At 35.5% G+C, this 18,877-nt stretch carries 14 protein-coding genes; 6 read left to right on the forward strand and 8 right to left on the reverse strand.

Annotated features, from left to right (window positions below; translation table 11 throughout):
• A partial coding sequence (locus tag LUA90_RS14325) for a DUF4082 domain-containing protein (RefSeq protein WP_231491333.1) occupies positions 1 to 604 on the forward strand: 604 nt, incomplete at its 5' end.
• A gap of 462 nt (positions 605 to 1,066) precedes the next feature.
• Here LUA90_RS14325 and LUA90_RS14330 read toward each other — a convergent pair.
• The 7 genes from LUA90_RS14330 to LUA90_RS14360 form a co-directional block, all read right to left on the reverse strand.
• A complete protein-coding gene (locus LUA90_RS14330) occupies positions 1,067 to 2,317 on the reverse strand; it encodes a sulfate adenylyltransferase subunit 1 (RefSeq protein ID WP_231491334.1) in 1,251 nt (416 codons plus the stop codon).
• Between the two features lie 192 nt (positions 2,318 to 2,509).
• Positions 2,510 to 3,415, reverse strand: a complete 906-nt coding sequence (gene cysD, locus LUA90_RS14335) for a sulfate adenylyltransferase subunit CysD (RefSeq protein WP_231491335.1) — start codon at positions 3,413 to 3,415, stop codon at positions 2,510 to 2,512.
• 338 nt (positions 3,416 to 3,753) lie between these two features.
• The gene (locus LUA90_RS14340; RefSeq protein WP_231491336.1) at positions 3,754 to 4,482 is read right to left on the reverse strand and encodes a phosphoadenylyl-sulfate reductase; all 729 of its coding nucleotides are present in this window, start codon (positions 4,480 to 4,482) and stop codon (positions 3,754 to 3,756) included.
• Positions 4,483 to 4,484: 2 nt separating this feature from the next.
• Positions 4,485 to 5,996 carry a TSUP family transporter gene (locus LUA90_RS14345; protein WP_231491337.1) on the reverse strand — a complete coding sequence of 504 codons (1,512 nt, stop codon included), beginning with the start codon at positions 5,994 to 5,996 and terminating at the stop codon, positions 4,485 to 4,487.
• Entirely contained in the window at positions 5,980 to 6,750 is a 771-nt protein-coding gene (gene cobA, locus LUA90_RS14350; protein WP_231491338.1) for a uroporphyrinogen-III C-methyltransferase, read from the reverse strand. The genes LUA90_RS14345 and cobA overlap by 17 nt, the downstream gene beginning before the upstream one ends.
• 104 nt (positions 6,751 to 6,854) lie before the next feature.
• Positions 6,855 to 8,939: a HEPN domain-containing protein gene (locus LUA90_RS14355; RefSeq protein WP_231491339.1), complete on the reverse strand. Its 2,085-nt coding sequence runs from the start codon at positions 8,937 to 8,939 to the stop codon at positions 6,855 to 6,857.
• A 242-nt stretch (positions 8,940 to 9,181) separates the two neighbouring features.
• A complete protein-coding gene (locus LUA90_RS14360; RefSeq protein WP_231491340.1) occupies positions 9,182 to 9,628 on the reverse strand; it encodes an Rrf2 family transcriptional regulator in 447 nt (148 codons plus the stop codon).
• A 240-nt stretch (positions 9,629 to 9,868) separates the two neighbouring features.
• On the opposite strand from LUA90_RS14360, the gene LUA90_RS14365 reads away from it, so the two are divergent.
• From LUA90_RS14365 to LUA90_RS14385, 5 genes are all read left to right on the forward strand, one after another.
• Positions 9,869 to 11,527 (forward strand): ATP-binding protein, encoded by a 1,659-nt coding sequence (locus tag LUA90_RS14365; protein ID WP_231491341.1) that lies wholly within the window; start codon positions 9,869 to 9,871, stop codon positions 11,525 to 11,527.
• A gap of 101 nt (positions 11,528 to 11,628) precedes the next feature.
• On the forward strand, positions 11,629 to 12,855 hold the full coding sequence (locus LUA90_RS14370) for a metallophosphoesterase (RefSeq protein WP_231491342.1): 1,227 nt from the start codon (positions 11,629 to 11,631) through the stop codon (positions 12,853 to 12,855).
• A 41-nt stretch (positions 12,856 to 12,896) separates the two neighbouring features.
• Complete coding sequence (locus LUA90_RS14375; RefSeq protein WP_231491343.1) at positions 12,897 to 13,523, forward strand: M23 family metallopeptidase; 627 nt, start codon at positions 12,897 to 12,899, stop codon at positions 13,521 to 13,523.
• 61 nt (positions 13,524 to 13,584) lie between these two features.
• Positions 13,585 to 14,580 (forward strand): L-glyceraldehyde 3-phosphate reductase, encoded by a 996-nt coding sequence (gene mgrA, locus LUA90_RS14380; protein ID WP_231491344.1) that lies wholly within the window; start codon positions 13,585 to 13,587, stop codon positions 14,578 to 14,580.
• 58 nt (positions 14,581 to 14,638) lie between these two features.
• Positions 14,639 to 14,833 carry a DUF3606 domain-containing protein gene (locus LUA90_RS14385; RefSeq protein WP_231491345.1) on the forward strand — a complete coding sequence of 65 codons (195 nt, stop codon included), beginning with the start codon at positions 14,639 to 14,641 and terminating at the stop codon, positions 14,831 to 14,833.
• Positions 14,834 to 14,886: 53 nt separating this feature from the next.
• On the opposite strand, the gene LUA90_RS14390 is transcribed toward LUA90_RS14385, so the two are convergent.
• Complete coding sequence (locus LUA90_RS14390; RefSeq protein ID WP_231491346.1) at positions 14,887 to 18,330, reverse strand: PAS domain S-box protein; 3,444 nt, start codon at positions 18,328 to 18,330, stop codon at positions 14,887 to 14,889.
• Positions 18,331 to 18,877: the final 547 nt, after the last annotated feature.

The following is an 18,877-nucleotide window of genomic DNA, read 5'->3' on the forward strand; positions in this document are numbered from 1 at the left end:
ACTGATATCCTGGAAAGAATACCATCACACAAAGCAAATAAGCTTAAAGAACTTATGCCAAATAATTGGACTAAACCAACTGCCTAAAATATCTGCCAAAAAAAAGATGGGTTGGTCGTATGCTTACGGCGAAGAAGGCATTTTTTCGAAGAATTACTTTCAATACCCAACCGAATATAGAAAAGTGGAATATGGTGAACCCAATTTTGAACTAGGTATTGAGTTTCGTCCGCATAAAAATGGGCGAATTAGAGGCATTCGTATCAAAAACCCACAAACGGGAAATATGCGCTTATCGTTATGGGACGCTGATGAGAAAAAACTACTAAGCACTTATACTTACAACAATGGCGACCCGAGAAAATACAATTTTGGCTACTTCCAAATACCAGTGCAAGCTAATAAAAACTATTGCCTAACCATTAATGTTCGAGAGTATTATTACCATGTGTTAACATTCGATAAACTGCCTTTAACATTACCTGAAATTACCTTAAACAGCAGTGTTCACGCTGAAGGTATCTATCAGCGCTTTCCGGAGTTTAGGGTTGATAATGTGATACACGGCTTAATGGATTTAGATTTTGAATGGGAAGTGAAATAAGATTTTTTGGAGCGCAATTTTTGTGCTTTGCTACAACGTTAGTCCCACTTTACGCTATATTCCCGAAGAAAAATCGGGAGATACCGCTTCAATTGGGGCTAAAAACTTAGGCTTTTGCAAGGCAAAACCCCTCATAGTTGCAGAAGCTAGTGTTTTATAAACCCAATTGTAGTGAAAATCCTTTTTGTTTTCTTACCCAACCGTCATACCGATATGAGGAACAATTGAGGTATCTGTTGGTTTTATGCTCATGCCCAACATATTTCTCCTATCGTCGAACTGACGAATAACAAAAAAGATTGAAACAAAAAGCCTGCCTGCGGTAGGCAGGTGGGGCTACCGTAAACGATGCCCCACTGAAATTGCTTTGCTAACTTGAAATTCGCTAAAAAAACAAAGGTAACCTAGTAAGGAGATTGCCGCAGTCGATGAAAAATCTCCTTCGCAATGACGGACATAATTTTACTCTACAGAAGCCCTAAACATTAAGGCGCCAACGGTTAAATTAGTGCGACTGTCAATCAAAATTGCAGAGCCATTTGCCCGATTATCATCATATAAATCGAAAGCCAAAGCATCGGCTGTTTTAACAATTACACGACCAATATCGTTCAACTTAAATTCATCAGCCGGGTGTTTTTCCAGCGTATTAATATCAACCTTGTGCAAAATTTCGCTTATTTTACATTTAGTGGTTTTGCTATTGTGCTGTATCAAATACATAATCGAAGTATCTAAAGCCCGGCCATCCATCCAGCATAAATCGGCTTCAATTAATTTAGTTTCTTGTGGCAAAGCCGATGCATTTACAATAGTGTCGCCGCGACTAATATCTACGTCATCTTTTAAATGGATAATAACCGATTGACCTGCATGTGCGGCATCAAGCGTTTGGTCGAAAAACTCGATTTTTTCAACGGTAGAGCTTGCACCAGATGGCAAAACCGTAATCTTATCGTTTAAATTAAACGTTCCGCTCAAAACCCGACCAGCATAACCACGATAATCATGTAATTCATCTGTTTGAGGGCGGATTACCCATTGCACAGGCATACGTGCCAACTGCGATTTATCTAAATTATCGGTATCAACCTGCTCTAAAAAATGTAATAAGCTTTCGCCTTTATACCAGTCCATTCGCTCAGAATTTTGCACAATGTTATCGCCTTTTAAAGCGCTAACCGGTATATAATTTACATCGATGAGGTTTAAATTTTGGGCCAGGGCTTTGTATTTATCTTTTATAGAATTGAAAACCGTTTCGCTGTAATCCATCATATCCATTTTGTTTACCGCAACCACAACATGCTTAATTCCTAATAGAGAAACCAAATACGAATGGCGAATGGTTTGCTCCACTACCCCATTTCTGGCATCGACTAAAATAATGGCTAAATTAGCAGTAGATGCTCCGGTAACCATGTTTCTGGTATATTGAATGTGCCCCGGTGTATCGGCTATGATAAATTTCCGCTTTGCTGTTTGGAAATATTTGTAAGCTACATCGATGGTAATACCTTGCTCACGTTCGGCTCTTAAACCATCAGTTAAAATGGCCAAATCTATGGTTCCATCGTCATTTTTTCGGTTAGAATTTTGTAAAGCCTCCAATTGGTCGGCTAAAATAGAATCGGTATCGTATAACAAGCGGCCAATGAGGGTGCTTTTGCCATCATCTACACTTCCCGCTGTAAAAAATTTTAGTATGTTCATTTTGTTTAGATATGAGAAGTTAGATTTGAGATATGAGATATAACGAACTCTCTAACTTCATGAATATTTATATTTACTTTAGATTTGGAAGATGCTAGGTTCTCACATCTCAATACTCAAATCTTTTTACATTTACTCTAGAATTGGCGGATGCAAGGTTCTCAAATCTCACATCTCAATACTCAAATCTCTTTAAAAGTATCCCCCTTTTTTTCTGTCTTCCATTGCGGCTTCAGAAACTTTATCGTCTAATCGAGCGCCACGTTCAGAGATTTTAGATTCGCTTATTTCTTGAATAATGTCATCAATTAAATCGGCATCAGATTCTACCGCAGCAGTACAAGACATATCGCCAACGGTACGGAAGCGCACTTTTTTATTGGTCACCACATCTTCATCATCCATATTTAAAAAAGGAGATGCCGCCATTAACTGACCGTTTCTTGTAATACAATCTCGTTGATGCGCAAAATAAATACTTGGCAAAGCGATGTTCTCTCTGCGAATGTAATTCCAAACGTCAAGCTCGGTCCAATTGCTGATTGGAAATACCCTTACATTTTCACCTTTGTGGATTTTACCATTGTAAATATTCCACAATTCTGGACGTTGGCGCTTGGGGTCCCATTGTCCGAACTCATCACGTACAGAAAAAATACGCTCTTTGGCACGAGCCTTTTCTTCATCTCTTCTGGCTCCGCCGATACAGGCATCGAATTTATGTTCTAAAATGGTATCTAAAAGTGTAACGGTTTGTAAAGCATTTCTGCTGGCATTTTTGCCAGTTTGCTCAATTACTTTGCCTTCATCAATAGATTGTTGTACCGAACCGATAATTAGCTTTTCACCAATTCTAGAAACCATTTCATCACGATACTGAATGGTTTCTTCAAAATTGTGACCCGTATCAATATGTACCAATGGAAAAGGAAATTTCCCTGGTCTAAATGCCTTTTCTGCCAAACGCACCAATGTTATGGAATCCTTTCCGCCAGAAAACAGTAATGCTGGTTTCTCGAATTGGCCAGCCACTTCACGCAAGATGTGAATGGCTTCTGCTTCTAATTCATCTAAATAATCAAAATTGTATTCGCTCATTTGTAAATGTTGTAATGTTGTAAAGTTGGAATGTTGTAAAGTTGAGTAGCATCATTCCATACATTTCTATTTCTAAGCCTCACCCTATCAAAGTTTGGGCTTTGGCTTGTTTTGTGCTTTCCCTCTCCTTGAAGAGAGGGAACAAAGTTTTTGCGTTCTTACCATCACGGTTTAAAACCTTTGTCTGTTAACTCCCTCTTCTCAAGAAGAGGAATGCAGTAACTGTGTTCTACAATTTTCTTTCACAGGCAGAGGTATTTAATTATTAAGCCTATCGCTTTAAGATTGCTTCGTTCCTCGCAATGACGATTGGACTAAACTCTTCGCTTTGGTCTCGATTACCCTCCGCCGTCAGCCTTCACATCCTCAACCTCTGTCGAGTGCAAGCCGCATTCTTTTTTACTTTGGTCTTCCCACCACCATCTGCCGGCTCTAAAATCTTCGCCAGGTTGCACCGCTCTTGTACATGGGGCACAGCCAATGCTAGGGAAACCTTTATCATGTAAAGTATTGTAAACGATGTTATTATCTTTAATGTAAGCCTTAACATCATCTAAAGTCCAATCGAAAATCGGATGGAATTTTATCAATTGATTACCTTCATCCCATTCTAAATCGTGCATATCTTCACGGTTTGCACTTTGTTCTGCCCTAATTCCCGTAACCCAAATTTCATTGCCAGTCAATGCTCTTTTTAAAGGTTCAATTTTGCGTATGTAGCAACATTCCTTTCTGTTTTCGACCGATTCGTAGAAACTATTCGGGCCTTTGGTATTAACCATATCTTGCAACAATTCATTTTTTGGATAGTATGCATAAATTGGTTTGTTGTAAACCTCCAGTGTGCGGTTCCAAACATAGTAGGTTTCGGGAAAAAGTCTGCCTGTTTCTAAGGTAAAAACCTTTATTGGAATGTTGTTTTCAAAAATCAAATGCGTAATCGCCTGGTCTTCCCAACCAAAACTGGTCGAAAATATAATTTTATTGGCATATTTATCTGCCAGATATTTCAACTTATTTACAATTGTTAAGCCCTGAAGTTCTGTTTTTAAGCTCTCTACCCCCATCACTAAATCAATTTTAAAATAAACAAAATTACACTTCGTAGGCTTACAATCATTACGATGAAACCCACGGCAACCATAATGGTTTTTGCTGATATTTTATTTGAAACCCTCGCCGCAATTGGCGATGCAATCGCACTACCAATAATTAATCCTAATACGGCTTCCCAATATTTGCCACCCAACATCGTAAAAAACGTTAAAGAGCTTAATGTTGCAATAAAAAACCTGCTAATTTTAACCGTACCCAAAGAAAACAAAGGGTGCCGACCGCCAGCAATTAGACTAGATAAAACAATTGAGCCCCATCCGCCACCGAAAGCGGCATCAATAAAACCACCAACAAAACCTAAAAAACCAATTTTTTTGATTTTTTCATTTCCCTTTTTTCTTTTGATGTTGAAAGCTTTCATCAAAATAACACCGCCTAAAAACAAAGTGTAAATGCCAACTATAGGTTTTACATAAGCGCTGTAATGCTCTAAAGACGATAAAATGTAAGCACCGAGAACCGCACCAACAATTGCCGGAATAATTAATATTTTAAATAATTTCCAGTTTACATTGCCCATTCGGTAATGCATCCATCCTGCAATACCATTACTTAAAACTTCAGAAATATGAATGGCCATACTTGCAGATGCAGGTGGCAAACCCATGGCTAATGAAAATGAAGCTGTTGTTACCCCGTACGACATACCGATTGCGCCATCTATAAGCGCAAATAAAAATCCGGCACCTAAAAACCAGTAAAATAATGGATCGATGTGGATTAAGAAGCTTTGAAACTCTGGTTCTGTATTCCATAAGGTTAAACCAATTGAACCGATTAACAAAACAGCCGCTACCCAAATTAGCCACTTAATGTTACGTTCTGAAAAACTTTTTTTAGGATTGATTAAGCTTTGCGTAACCTTGTTAAGCTTTTTTACTTTCGCCGAAAAATCGCCGTTTAAAGTTTGGCGCAATGCACTCATGTTTTGTAAAGTTTCATCCAGCTCTGCCGGAATTCCCTCATTCAAAATCTGTTTTAATCGCTTTGCGATGGTTGGGGATTTACCATTTGTAGAAATAGCAATCTTTAAGTCGCCTTTCTGAACAATTGAGCCTAAATAGAAATCGCATAAATCCGGCTTATCGGCTACGTTAATCAGTAAACCTTTTTCATGCGTTACCGCTCTAATTTCTTCGTTTAAAATATCGTTATTGGTCGCAGCAAAAACAATATCAATGTCTTGCAAATCAGAAACGTCAAAACTTTTCTGCTTCACTTTTATAAGCGGATATTTTGCTACAAACGTGTAAACTTCTGCCGAAACATTTTCTGCAACAATTGTTATTTTAGCCTGATGACTGTTATTTACAATTGCCGTTAGTTTTTCGTAACCAATATTTCCTGCACCAATTAATAATGTACGCAGCTTATTCAGTTTTATAAAAACCGGAAAAAGCTGATTACCTTTCTCTTCTTCAGAAAAAGTTTGCTCATTATTAGGTTGATTAGGCAATACTTGCATATTGTTTTACTAAATTTTTAAACGATGGATGTAAAGAAACCACTTCTCCAAAAATTAATAGTGCCGGTGCTTTAATCTGTTCAATTTTCACTAAAGTTTCTATAGTTTCAACCATACCAACAACTAATTTTTCATCTGCTGATGACCCATTTTGAACCACCGCAGCCGGCAAATTATGTTTACCCGCAGCCTTAAAAATTTCTACAATTTTAGAGAGCTTTTTTAAACCCATTAAAATTAAAACCGTAGCATTGGATTCTGCAGCCTGGTAAATATCATTGGAAACTTCGCCAGATGTTGTTGTACCTGTAATAACCCAAAAGCTTTCGCTTAAACCTCGGTGTGTTACCGGAATTTGTTGTAAACCCGGAACGCCGATTGAGCTCGAAATACCTGGAATTACATCAACAGGGATACTATACGATGCCGCATAATCCAGCTCTTCATATCCTCTACCAAAAACAAAGGGGTCGCCGCCTTTTAAGCGTACAACATGCCCGTAATTTAAGGCGTAGTCAATCATCAATTTATTAATCGTATCCTGCGGATACGAATGCTCTCCGGAACGTTTTCCAACATATACTTTAATAGCATCAGCCGGAGCGTGTTCTAACAAGGCTTCATTTGTTAAAGCATCATACAATACCACATCAGCAGCTTGTAAAGCTTTAACACCTTTTAAAGTCAGTAAATCCGGGTCGCCCGGACCAGCGCCTAAAAGCGTAATTTTTGATTCTTTATATTGATTTAACATATCTTTTTAATTATTGGATTTTGAAAGAATATATTATGAAGGAATGAATGTTTGCTAGCGATTCTGCGAGTTCAATCATTCTATAATTCATTCACGCTATCATATCACTTTACCGCTCTTTTTTCTTTTATCTGATTTAAAAATGCATCAGCCTGATTAAAATAGCTTTGTGCAAATTCTGCAGATGGCTCATTTTTATTTATCTGTAAAACCAAATCCGAAAAATTAGTTGGCAAATTAAACTCGCCTGTTTCCACATAGTGATTATCAAATTCTCTGATTACGCCAACCTGCGTACTGCTATTTACACCTTTATCCAAAAGCAATGATTTCGCGGCACTAACGAAAGTTGAATAGGTATGGTAAATTGCATCAGCGTAAGCGCCTTTATCTAAATTTTGCTTTGCCCAGCCAAACTTTTCATCAGCCTCTAAAAGTAAAGTAGCTACCAAATCGATAACCACACCTGCGCATTCGCCAACACCAATTGCTGTAACAAACTGCTCTACATGTCCCCAATCTACAAATTCCTCTTGCTTAAGGTTGGTTAAATCAGCCAATGGTTTTAATAGCTGATAAAAATGGTCTTTACCTTTCCTATCATAATATTGATGGAAGTTTTCGTTTTCTTCGTTATTTTCTTTAAAATCATTTAAAATGAAATGTAAAACGCTTGTTGCTCTTTTGGATGGCACCTTAATTACACGTTCTGCAACCCGGCCTACACCATTTCCAACCGTACCACCACCAAGCATTACTTGCACAGCGGGTACAACTTTTCCTTCTGCTTTTACAGAGCTACCGTGAAAACCAATCTCTGCCAAACCATGCTGACCGCATGAATTCATACAGCCACTAATTTTTATTTTGATGTTTTTCTCATAAATGAATTCCGGAAAATCGGTGTAGATTACATCTTCCAGAACTTCGGCTAAAGTCATTGAATTTGAAATACCCAAATTACAGGTATCCGTACCCGGGCAAGTGGTAATATCAGCCAAACTATCAAAACCAGCTGTTGTAAAACCAATTTTATTTAGAGCCGAATAGAGTGATGGCAAGGCTTCCGCACGAACAAACTTTAAAAGTAAACCCTGGTTCTGCGTTACTCTTATTTCATCAGCCACATAAGGCTTAATCGCATCAACAAAAGCTCTTGCCTTATCTGTTTTAATATCGCCAACCAGAACTTTTACGTAAACCGAATAAAAACCTTCTTGTTTTTGTGCTACAACATTCGTTGCGAACCAATGCTTATAATGTGTTTCATTTAAAATTTCAACTTCTCCAAAATTTTTTATTGCTGGTAATTCTGGCTCAGGAACAGTATTTCTATCAATTATATAAGTTTTCACTTTATTCGCGATTCGCTCTTCGGCAACCAAACGTAAAACTTCTTCTAAGCCTAATTTTTGCACCAAATATTTTAAGCGGGCTTTATTTCTATTCGTTCTTTCGCCGTAACGGTCGAACACACGCAGCACAGACTCCGTAAAAGGAATCAATTGATCTTCGGGCAAAAACTCGTTTATCGCGTTAGCTAAAAATGGCTGTGCTCCTAGGCCACCGGCAAATAAAACCTTAAAGCCACGTTCGCCATTTGGGTTAATTTTTGGTATAAAACCTAAGTCATGAATGTAACTAAATGCCGTATCTTTATCGCTCGAAGAAAAAGAAATCTTAATCTTTCTGCCCATTTCCTGGCAAATTGGGTTACGCAAAAAATACTTAAAAACCGCCTGAGCGTAAGGAGAAACATCAAAAGGTTCATCTTTATCAATACCCGAATTGGGCGACGCGGTTACATTACGTACGGTATTTCCGCAAGCCTCACGCAAGGTAATGTCGTCTTGCTCTAACTTTGCCCAAAGCTCTGGCGTTTTATCTAAACTCACATAATGTAACTGAATATCCTGGCGGGTTGTTAGGTGTAAATTGCCACTTCCATACTCATCAGCGATATCAGCAATCCGCAGCAATTGTTTAAAAGTTACTTTTCCAAATGGCAATTTTATGCGAATCATTTGTACGCCTGGTTGCCTTTGTCCGTAAACGCCACGAGCCAAACGTAAGCTTCTAAATTTCTCATCGTGGATGGTTCCATCACGGAAAGCTTTAATCTTATTCTCTAAATCAATAATGTCCTGTTCGACAATATTATTTTCGAGTTCTGTTCTGAAACTTTGCATATTGTGTTGTTAGCTTGATTCAAAAAATGCTTCTCATTTACCGAGAAGCATTTAAAATTTTATACTTAAAACTATTTAATACCCTCTATTACATTGTTTTACAACAGCTGCACATTATTTGGATATAAAATAGATTTGATATAAAATTCATGTTCATCCGTCAAATATATAAAGTATATAGGAATAGTAGTAATTTTTATTAAAAAAATTGCTTATTCGTTGATGAATAAGCAAGTAAATCTTTAAATATTGTCTGTATTTAGTTTCAAAGTATCTTCTCTGCCAATAACATCAGCAATGCTGGTTTCGCTTAAAACCTTTAAAGTAGCATCTCTTACATCAATAAAAGCACTTCTTATACCGCAGGTTTTTTCATCAACGCATTCATCACACTTGTGATAAAAATTTAAGCTGGCACATGGAACCATTGCAATAGGCCCATCAGTAACACGCATAACCTGCACAAGCAGAATATCTTCTGGTTTTTTATTTAAACTGTAACCACCACCGGCACCTTTTTTACTGTACAAAAAGCCTGCATTGCGTAAATCAAGCAGAATTTGTTCTAAGAATTTTTTAGGGATATGCTCCTCCTCGGCAATTTTTGAAATTTGCATTGGCGGTTTTTCTACATTTTTACCAAGAGCAACCAGTGCTTTGATGGCATATTTAGTCTTTTTTGATAGCATATTCGTACAAAGCTAATAAATTAAGTATAATTTTAAAATGTAATAAATCACCTTAAACCGGTCTAAATTAGGTGTTTGATTTTATATGATCAATTAATAGTATCTTTGTAGGTTAAACTTTACAACGTGTTTAAAAAGATTAAAATACTAAACATACGCAATCGAAAACTTAGTATAGAATCTAAGCTTTTTGCTGTGTTGTGCCTCTGTGTTACAATTGTTTCGTTGCTGGCTATAGTGATGAATATCATTTTACAATTGGATTGGATAATTAACCTCTCAATCATTTTTAACATTTCTGTACATTTAACTTTTTACTATTTCGCAATAGCTGATAAAGTAAAAGAATCTGGTCGGTTCTGGTATTTTATTTTCAATTGCATAACAATGTTGCCGGCATGGTTCTTAAACGGCGGCTCAACAGGTTCAACACCAATTTTTTTGATATTTTATTTGAGCATTGCGATGCTATCATTATCAAAAAAATACAGATTAAAATTTATTATAACCTTTTTTAGCATTGCAATTAGCTGTGTAGTTATAGAAATTTTTTACCCAAACTTTGTAATTCAGTACCCGAACGAACAAGCCCGAAAGCTTGACATACTTTTCGCATTCCTAAACATGTCGTTCATGATGATATTTATGCTGGTAGTTTACCGAAAAGTAACAGAATACGAACGATTTTTACTACTTAAAAGTAAGCAACGTTTAGAAACATCACAACAAGAATTAATTATAACCAAAGAGGAAGCTGAAGCGGCAACGAAGGCAAAATCGAAGTTTTTAACCAACATGAGCCACGAAATCAGAACTCCATTAAATGGAATTATTGGCGCAGCGGAGTTACTAAAACTTACAAAACTTGATGAGGAACAATTACAACTGTTAAATACACTACAGGCTAGTAATAGTATAATGGTTGATATTGTAAACGATCTTCTGGACATCTCCCGCATCGAGGCAAACAAAATGGATGTACACAAAAGTCCTTTCGAAATCCGGAAATCTATTGCAGATATTGAAAACATCGTTCATCCTTTAATTATCAAGAATAAAAATCTAAAATACAAATTCAATATCGACAGTAATTTACCCAAGATGATAATTACTGATGAAATAAAGTTTAAACAGGTAATTATAAATCTTTTAAGTAATGCTATTAAGTTTACAAGATTCGGTGAAATCACTTTAGAAATTAAAGCTGATTTTGAGAACAAACAAAATATCATCACATCGATAATTAAAGATACGGGAATTGGGATAGATGAAAACGACATGCAAAAATTATTCTTCCCCTTTTCACAAGCTAACCCATACATAACCAGAGAGTTTGGAGGTGCAGGTTTAGGTCTGGTAATTTGCCGCAAACTTGCAGAAATGATGGGCGGTCATATTTATGCCTCAAGTAAAAAAGGTGAAGGTTCTGTTTTCACTTTCAAAATCCCTTATGAAGCGCATTTATTTAATCCGGAGATAGTTAAAAATTTAACACATGATGCAAAAACTAACTTTCCTGTAGCGGGAATGAACATTTTAATTGCTGAAGACAATGTTTTTAATCAGATTATAACTTCCAAAATGCTTCAAAAATCGGGCTATAAATATTCGGTAGCCAATAATGGTTTAGAAGCGGTAAAAAAAATTGAAGATGAATATTTTAATATAATTTTGGTGGATATGCAAATGCCAGAAATGGATGGAATTTCTGCAACACGAAAAATATTAGAAACATATCAACATAAAAACGAAGCTGCACCAATCATAATTGGCTGTAGTGCAAACGCCATGGAAGAAGATAAACGCGAATGTTTAAACGCTGGCATGAAAGATTTTATAGCCAAACCATTTACTTTTGATGATTTGAAGGGCATGATGTTTAAGTGGACCAAAAGCTAAATCTCTTTAATCAAATTTTAGTCAAAAAAAGCAGAACGCTGTAATTTATTTACCTTTTTGTAATCTTTAGATTTACTTTACCTGGTAATATAAATTTAAAGATGAAAAGAAAAATAAATCTTCTTCCCTTCATAATTTTCTCCATCCTGTTTCTCTTATTAAACGGCTACATTTTAAGTGGTCTGGCTGTTGTAGTGAGTTCTAAAATATTAATCCCAATATTTTGGTTTATCATTTTGGCTTTAAGCATATCTATCATTGTGGCAATAAGAAGAATGCGAAGTAAAGGCGTGGATAAGTTTTTTACGATAGCTTCCCATTCCTTTTTAATTCTTTTTGTTGCCGAATTAATTTTCGCAGTTTTTCTTTTGGTGGGCGATATTTATAGATTTTTTATTGGAATGGCCAGCAATTTTGAGCCCGAGGGTTTCCATTGGATTAATAGAAGCCCAAACTGGATTAGTTTTGCGCTGGTTATGTTCGCATTAACGATAGTAATGTTTATTTATGGAATTACAAGAGGTAAATATGCCTACAGAGTTATTAAACATACCTTATATTTTGATGATTTGCCCCAGGCATTTGATGGTTTTACGCTTACGCAGATATCTGACGTACATGCAGGAAGTTTTACCAAACCAGATCAGGTGCAAAAAGGGATAGATTTAATCAATAAGCAAAAAAGTGATTTATTCGTGTTTACAGGAGATTTGGTGAATAACGCGGCATCAGAAATTAAACCATACATTAACCATTTTTCTCAAATAAAAGCGCCTTATGGACAATACTCTGTTTTAGGCAACCACGATTATGGCGACTATATTAAATGGCCATCTGAAAGTGATAAAATTAAAAATTTGCAACAATTAAAAAATTATCATGCAGAATTGGGTTTTAAACTTTTATTAGATGAACACATTGAGCTTCACAAAAACGGCGAGAAAATTATTCTTGCAGGTGTAGAAAACTGGGGTATTGGTTTTGGAGAACGTGGTGATTTAAAAAAATCGCTTCAAAACACAAATGAAAAAGATTTTAAGATTCTGCTATCTCACGATCCTACGCATTGGGAAGCTCAGGTAAAAAATAATCCATCGAAAATTCAATTAACGCTTGCGGGGCATACGCATGGCATGCAATTCGGAATTGAAGCTTTAGGCATTAAATGGAGTCCGGTAAAATACAGATATAAACATTGGGCAGGTTTAAAATCAGAAAACGGACGATTTTTAAACATTAACCGAGGCTTTGGCTTTATTGGTTTTTCTGGCAGGATTGGCATCTGGCCAGAAATTACGGTTATCGAGCTCAAAAGAAAAGCATCCTAAAATTATCGGTCAGAAATTCTATCTTACATAAAATAAATTTTATGAAGGTTTTACTCGTATTGCTTTTAAGCTCTTTCTTTTTTCAGAAACCTTCTATCGAAACAGATAAAAATAGATGGAAGCCATATTATACAGATGTTGCGCCAAATAATGTTGCAGATAACTGGGTTTTACCATTTGAAAGCGATAATAGAAAAAGCATAGGTTCGATTAAAATTATAAGCATCTTTGGCGATCATAGAGATAGTTTTTTTAAAGGACATATTCACACCGCCATTGATATTAATCCTTCTAAGCCAAAAGGAAAATTAATAAACGTTTTTGCAATGGCAAATGGCGTTGTTTGCTCCATTCATTTAGGCGAAAATCAAAAAACAGTTGTTGTTAAACACCAATTAAAAAACGGACAAACCTTGTTTACAAGCTATAAACACCTAAAAGAAGTATATGTAAACCTTGGTCAACAGGTTAATATTAACACAAAACTTGCCAGGCTCTTTACTAAAGAAGAAAGCAAAAAATATGGTGGCGATTACCATCATCTTCATCTGGAAATACGGAAAAAGTTTGATGATTATGGTTGCGCTAGTTGGTTAACAATGAATAAAGAACAGCTTAATCTGCGTTTTTATAATCCGCAAATCTTTATTAAAGAGCATTTGAAATAAGCTATTAATCTTAATTTAGCGATCAAAAAAATTATATTCCTATTCCATCAATAATTATAAAATGAGCAACATAGATTTAAGAAATCGTTACGATAATATGTCTTTTCGCAGAAGCGGAAAAAGTGGTTTAAAACTTCCAGAATTATCATTAGGATTATGGCATAACTTTGGGCATGTTAATTTACTTGAAAACAGTAAAAAATTAATAGCAACGGCCTTTAGTAAAGGGATAACACATTTCGATTTAGCAAATAATTATGGTCCGCCGCCAGGCTCTGCAGAAGAAAATTTCGGTAAAATTTTACATGATAATTTTAAAAGCTACCGCGATGAAATGATAATATCATCAAAAGCAGGCTACACTATGTGGGATGGCCCATACGGAGATTGGGGTTCAAAGAAATATTTGGTTTCAAGCCTTGATCAAAGCTTAAAAAGGATGAAACTCGATTATGTTGATATATTTTATCACCACAGACCAGATCCTGAAACGCCATTAGAAGAAACGATGGCAGCCCTAAATTTAATTGTGCAGCAAGGTAAGGCACTATATGTTGGCATTTCAAATTATCAGGCAGATGAAGCTTCAAGAGCCTTTAAAATTTTGAAAGATATGGGTACGCCTTGTGTCATTCATCAACCAAAATATTCGATGTTTGAACGTTGGGTAGAAAATGGTTTATTAGATGTTTTAGAGGAAAATGGCGTTGGCTGTATTCCGTTTTCGCCTTTGGCGCAGGGTTTATTAACAGATAAATACCTACATGGCATTCCATCAGATTCTAGAGTTGCAACAAGTGGCGTTTTCCTGAATGAAAATAACTTAACTCCTGAAATTTTAAGCAAAATTGCTAAACTAAATGATGTTGCCAAAGCACGCGGACAAAAGCTGGCACACATGGCCATTGCATGGTTATTAAAAGATAATCGGGTAACTTCAGTTTTAATTGGCGCCAGTAAAGCAGAGCAGATAACAGATTCTTTAAAAGCTTTAGAAAACACAAAGTTTAGTGCAGATGAATTAAATATTATCGACCAGATCTTATCAGGAAAATAAAAATTTTTGAAACTTATCATATTAAATGTTGTTTCCATAATGAGACATAACCAAATATATGATAAATCAACAATTTGCATTAAATCCGAACGATATCTACATCGCTATCGCGGAAGAAAAAGATCAAAATTATTGGGCAGAAAGATTAGGCGTGAGTATTGAAACCTTAAAATCAGCGATTAGAGCATGCAGAAGTACTGTTTATGCTAACGTAAAATCATATTTAAAAGCAGTTGGGAAATTATCTGACTAATTTTATCAAACACACAAAAAGGGGATAAGTTTAACGCTTATCCCCTTTTTGTTTTAATGCTCTTCCTCATCCGGAAATTCTTCTTTTAACTTAGCAGTAACTTTATCTATCGTTAGTTCTGTTTTTTTCAATGCTTCGGGCAATGAAGAACCATCCAAACCTTCTTTTCCAATAGTTTCTATGTCCCTTATTACTTTTTGCAGCGAGCTGATATTCAAATTATCAATACTTGGTTTTATTTTGTGGGCAATAGCACCCATTTGCTGAAAATCATTATCATGGTAAGCATCAATCATTTCCTTTACTGATAATGGTGTTTGTTCGCAGAACATATCAACCATCTTTTTAACAAAAGCCTCACGACCTTTACTTATTTGCCTTAAAGTAGACAAATCATATAAAGCAGTTTCAGGTTCCTCTTCCATTATTTCCAGATTTGATACATTGCCATCATCTTGTTTAATCCATTTATCGATTGTTTTTAAAAAATCTTCCTCATTTATTGGCTTAGTGATGTAATCGTTCATTCCCATAGATAAACATTTTTCTTTCTCGCCTTTAATTGCCGATGCAGTTAAAGCAATAATTGGAATGTTATTACCCATTTTACGGATTTTTCTGGTGGTATCGTAACCGTTCATTACAGGCATCTGGATGTCCATCAATATCACATCGAAAGTTTCTTTCTCAATCATATCTAAGGCAATCTCTCCATTCTCGGCAACCATAACCGTAGCTCCATAATCTAAAAGCAAAATCGAAGCAACCAGTCTATTTAAATCATTATCATCAGTAACCAAAACTTTTCTGCCTAATAAAAAGTCTTCGCTAAAGGTTGTTTCGGCTTTTTCTGGTACATCATCAGATTTACCTTTTGGAAATTCGATTACAAATGATATGGTTGTACCTACACCTTTAACACTATCTACAAAAATTTCGCCGCCCATTTGCTCAATTAATTCTTTACAAATGCTCATGCCTAAACCTGTACCACCATATTTACGGCTAACAGACTCATATTCCTGACTAAATTTCTCGAATAAGTGTTTAACAAATGATGCCTCCATGCCTATACCTGTATCTACAACAGAAACATGGATTACCTGCGAGTTCGGTTTATCGGCAATAACTCTACATATTAAATCTACTGAACCTTTTTCTGTAAATTTTACAGCATTTGTCATTAAATTTAATAATACCTGATTTAAGCGGTAAGGGTCGCCGATTAAAACTTTAGCTATGCTACCATCAAAATGATAATTATTTAAATCCAAGCCCTTCTCTTCGCCCTTATGCGTAATAACCTGCATAGCGTTATGCAATACATCAATCAGGTTAAAACCAATATTTTCGAGGCTGAGTTTTCCTGCATCAATTTTAGAAAGATCTAATACATCATTAATAATGACTAATAAATTTTTCGATGCCGTGTGAATCGTTTCTAGATAAAATTCTTGTTGAGGCTCGAGATTTGTTTTAGCTAGCTGATTTGCCATACTCATAATGGCATTCATTGGCGTTCTAATTTCGTGGCTCATATTCGCAAGGAAAGTTTCTTTAGACTGGGCAGATTGCTCTGCTTCTACCCTCGCATCAACTAACTCTAACTCCTGGTTCTTTTTATCCGTGATATCTAAGTGAATACCGATTGAACCAGCAAGCTCAGCTTTATCATTGTACCTTGGTGCACCGCTACTTAACCACCATTTTTTATTGCCTTGTTTATCTACGGTTTCGATTTCATAAGCATCTGCAAGGCCTTTTTCAATGCTTCTCCATTTATCTTTTTCGCTTTCAGATTTTCCTTCCGGAAGAAACAAATCTTCAGCACTTTTACCAATTAGTTCTGGCATTGCATATCCACTCATATAGCAAAAACTATTGTTAGCATAAGTTATGTGGCCATCATTATCAATTTCTAGCAAGCCAAGCTTCATATTAGCCAAAATGCTTCTATATTTCTCCTCGTTTATTCTTAACGATTCCTCAACGCCTTTACGTTCGGTAATATCAGACATAAATCCTGTAAATACCTTGGCGCCATTATCGGGGTCGGTGTATGAATAAGATGAGTGAACAGCATACCAGCGAGGATTAGACCCGGGAATGGTTATCTCTGTTTCATCATAAAAAGGCTCTAGCGTATTTCTGCTATGTTGCTGTTTCGTATTAATTCTATCCTGATCTTTTGGAGTTATATACTTGTGGTTCCAAAAATCATCTGCAGTTATGCCAAATACACGCTCAATTGCCGGGCTAATGTATCGTAAGCCATCTGTTCCATCTTCACGGTATTCGTACTCATAAATTACACCCGGAATGTTTTCAGAAAGCGATTTAAATTGTTTAACTCTTTGTTCAAGTTCTTGTTCGGTTCTTTTAATGGGGGTTATATCTGTATGGGTACCAACTACACGAAGTGGCCTTCCATTTTCATCTTTTTCGATAACAACTCCACGGTCCAAAACCCATTTAATTTCGCCGTTTTTATGCAAAATTCGATATTCTTCATTATGGGCATCAATCCTACCACGACGATACTTTTTAAAATTTTCGACTAAAAGATGAAAATCATCTTTATGCACTCTATCCCACCAGTTCGATTCGCCTTCTTCGAGTTCATTATTTGTGTAGCCCCAAAAATCGTTATTGGTTTTGGAGAAAAATGTTTTACCGGTAATAAAATCATGTTCCCAAACATTTCCAATTTTTTCTAAAGCTAATCTAAACCTGTTTTCTGATTCTTTTAAGTTTTCTTGTGCATCCTTCTCAACTGTTATATCTTCAATCAATGCAAAAAAGCCTGTAACTTTGCCTTGCTGATCGTGAATAGGTTGTCCTTTAATCCTAGCCCAATAAGGTTTCCCGAATTTTGAATAATTGTAAATATCTGCATTAAATGATGCTCCTTTTGATACCTGTCCATTTAAGTAATTTAAGGTAGCCTGACTGGTTGCTGGTCCATGCAAAAGATATTCAGGTTTTCTGCCAATGGCTTCATCGAAAGAATATCCCGTCATATTGGTAAAACTTTGATTAACCCAAGTAATCAAATCATTTCCATCGGTTATAATTACGGTGTTGGTATTTACTTCGGCAATTTGAGATAAGATTAAAAGTTGTTCTCTTTGATTTTTGGTTGTAAATTTAACCTCACGATCAGTTGGTATAGAATCATTTATAGAATTTCCGGTAAATAATAAGGAATTATTTTCTCCAAGTTCTAAATAACCATTAATCGTTTTATTTAAATTAAAAATAGATTTTACACTCAACAATTGATTTGTAAACGATTTTAAATCTTCAAAACTGAAAGCCTGAAGGTTTTTATCATTAATGATAAAATTTTGCACGAATGATTGACTAACAAGATTTTGATTTACAGCAGCTAATTCTACACCACATTCCTCTATAATTAAAGCATTATTGATAACGATATGATAAGGAAATAACCTGTTGAGTTGAGCTTTGTTAAATGAAAAAAGAGATGAAGTCATGCTTGTCAACAATATTTGTTAGAGCGTTATAAATAAGGGCGTGATATTAATTAATTTGATAAGATGATTTAACTTTCCTTAACAAAAGATTAAATATATGGCTTTAAAAATTAAAAAATTACGCAATCCATAATTTTTACAATGCAATTAGTGCGCCAAGATTCATTTTTGGGCTTTCATCTAAAAATTTAAAAATAATTGCTTTAAAATGCGCTTTAGAGATTCTGTAATTGGATTTTCGTCAAAAAAAAAAAAAAAGGAAAATATTACATCTTAAATGAATTGGTAATTACTTATGATTTAGTTAATATTGCATAGAAATATCATCCCGTATATTCCTAAAAACTATAGTCCCTTATAAAATAGTTTATCTATCCTTATTTCGGTGATACGTAGTTATTTGAGTATTGTTGAATGTGTTGATATTATCGCCATAAAGAAGATTAACTAAAACAAATAAAAAAATACAACTATTCAATCTAGGTTAAAGCTACAATCCATTTCTAAAAGCCTTTGTAAATCAACATTTTACGGTTTTATAAAAATT

The organism is Pedobacter sp. Leaf170, assembly GCF_920984665.1.
Classification (GTDB): domain Bacteria; phylum Bacteroidota; class Bacteroidia; order Sphingobacteriales; family Sphingobacteriaceae; genus Pedobacter.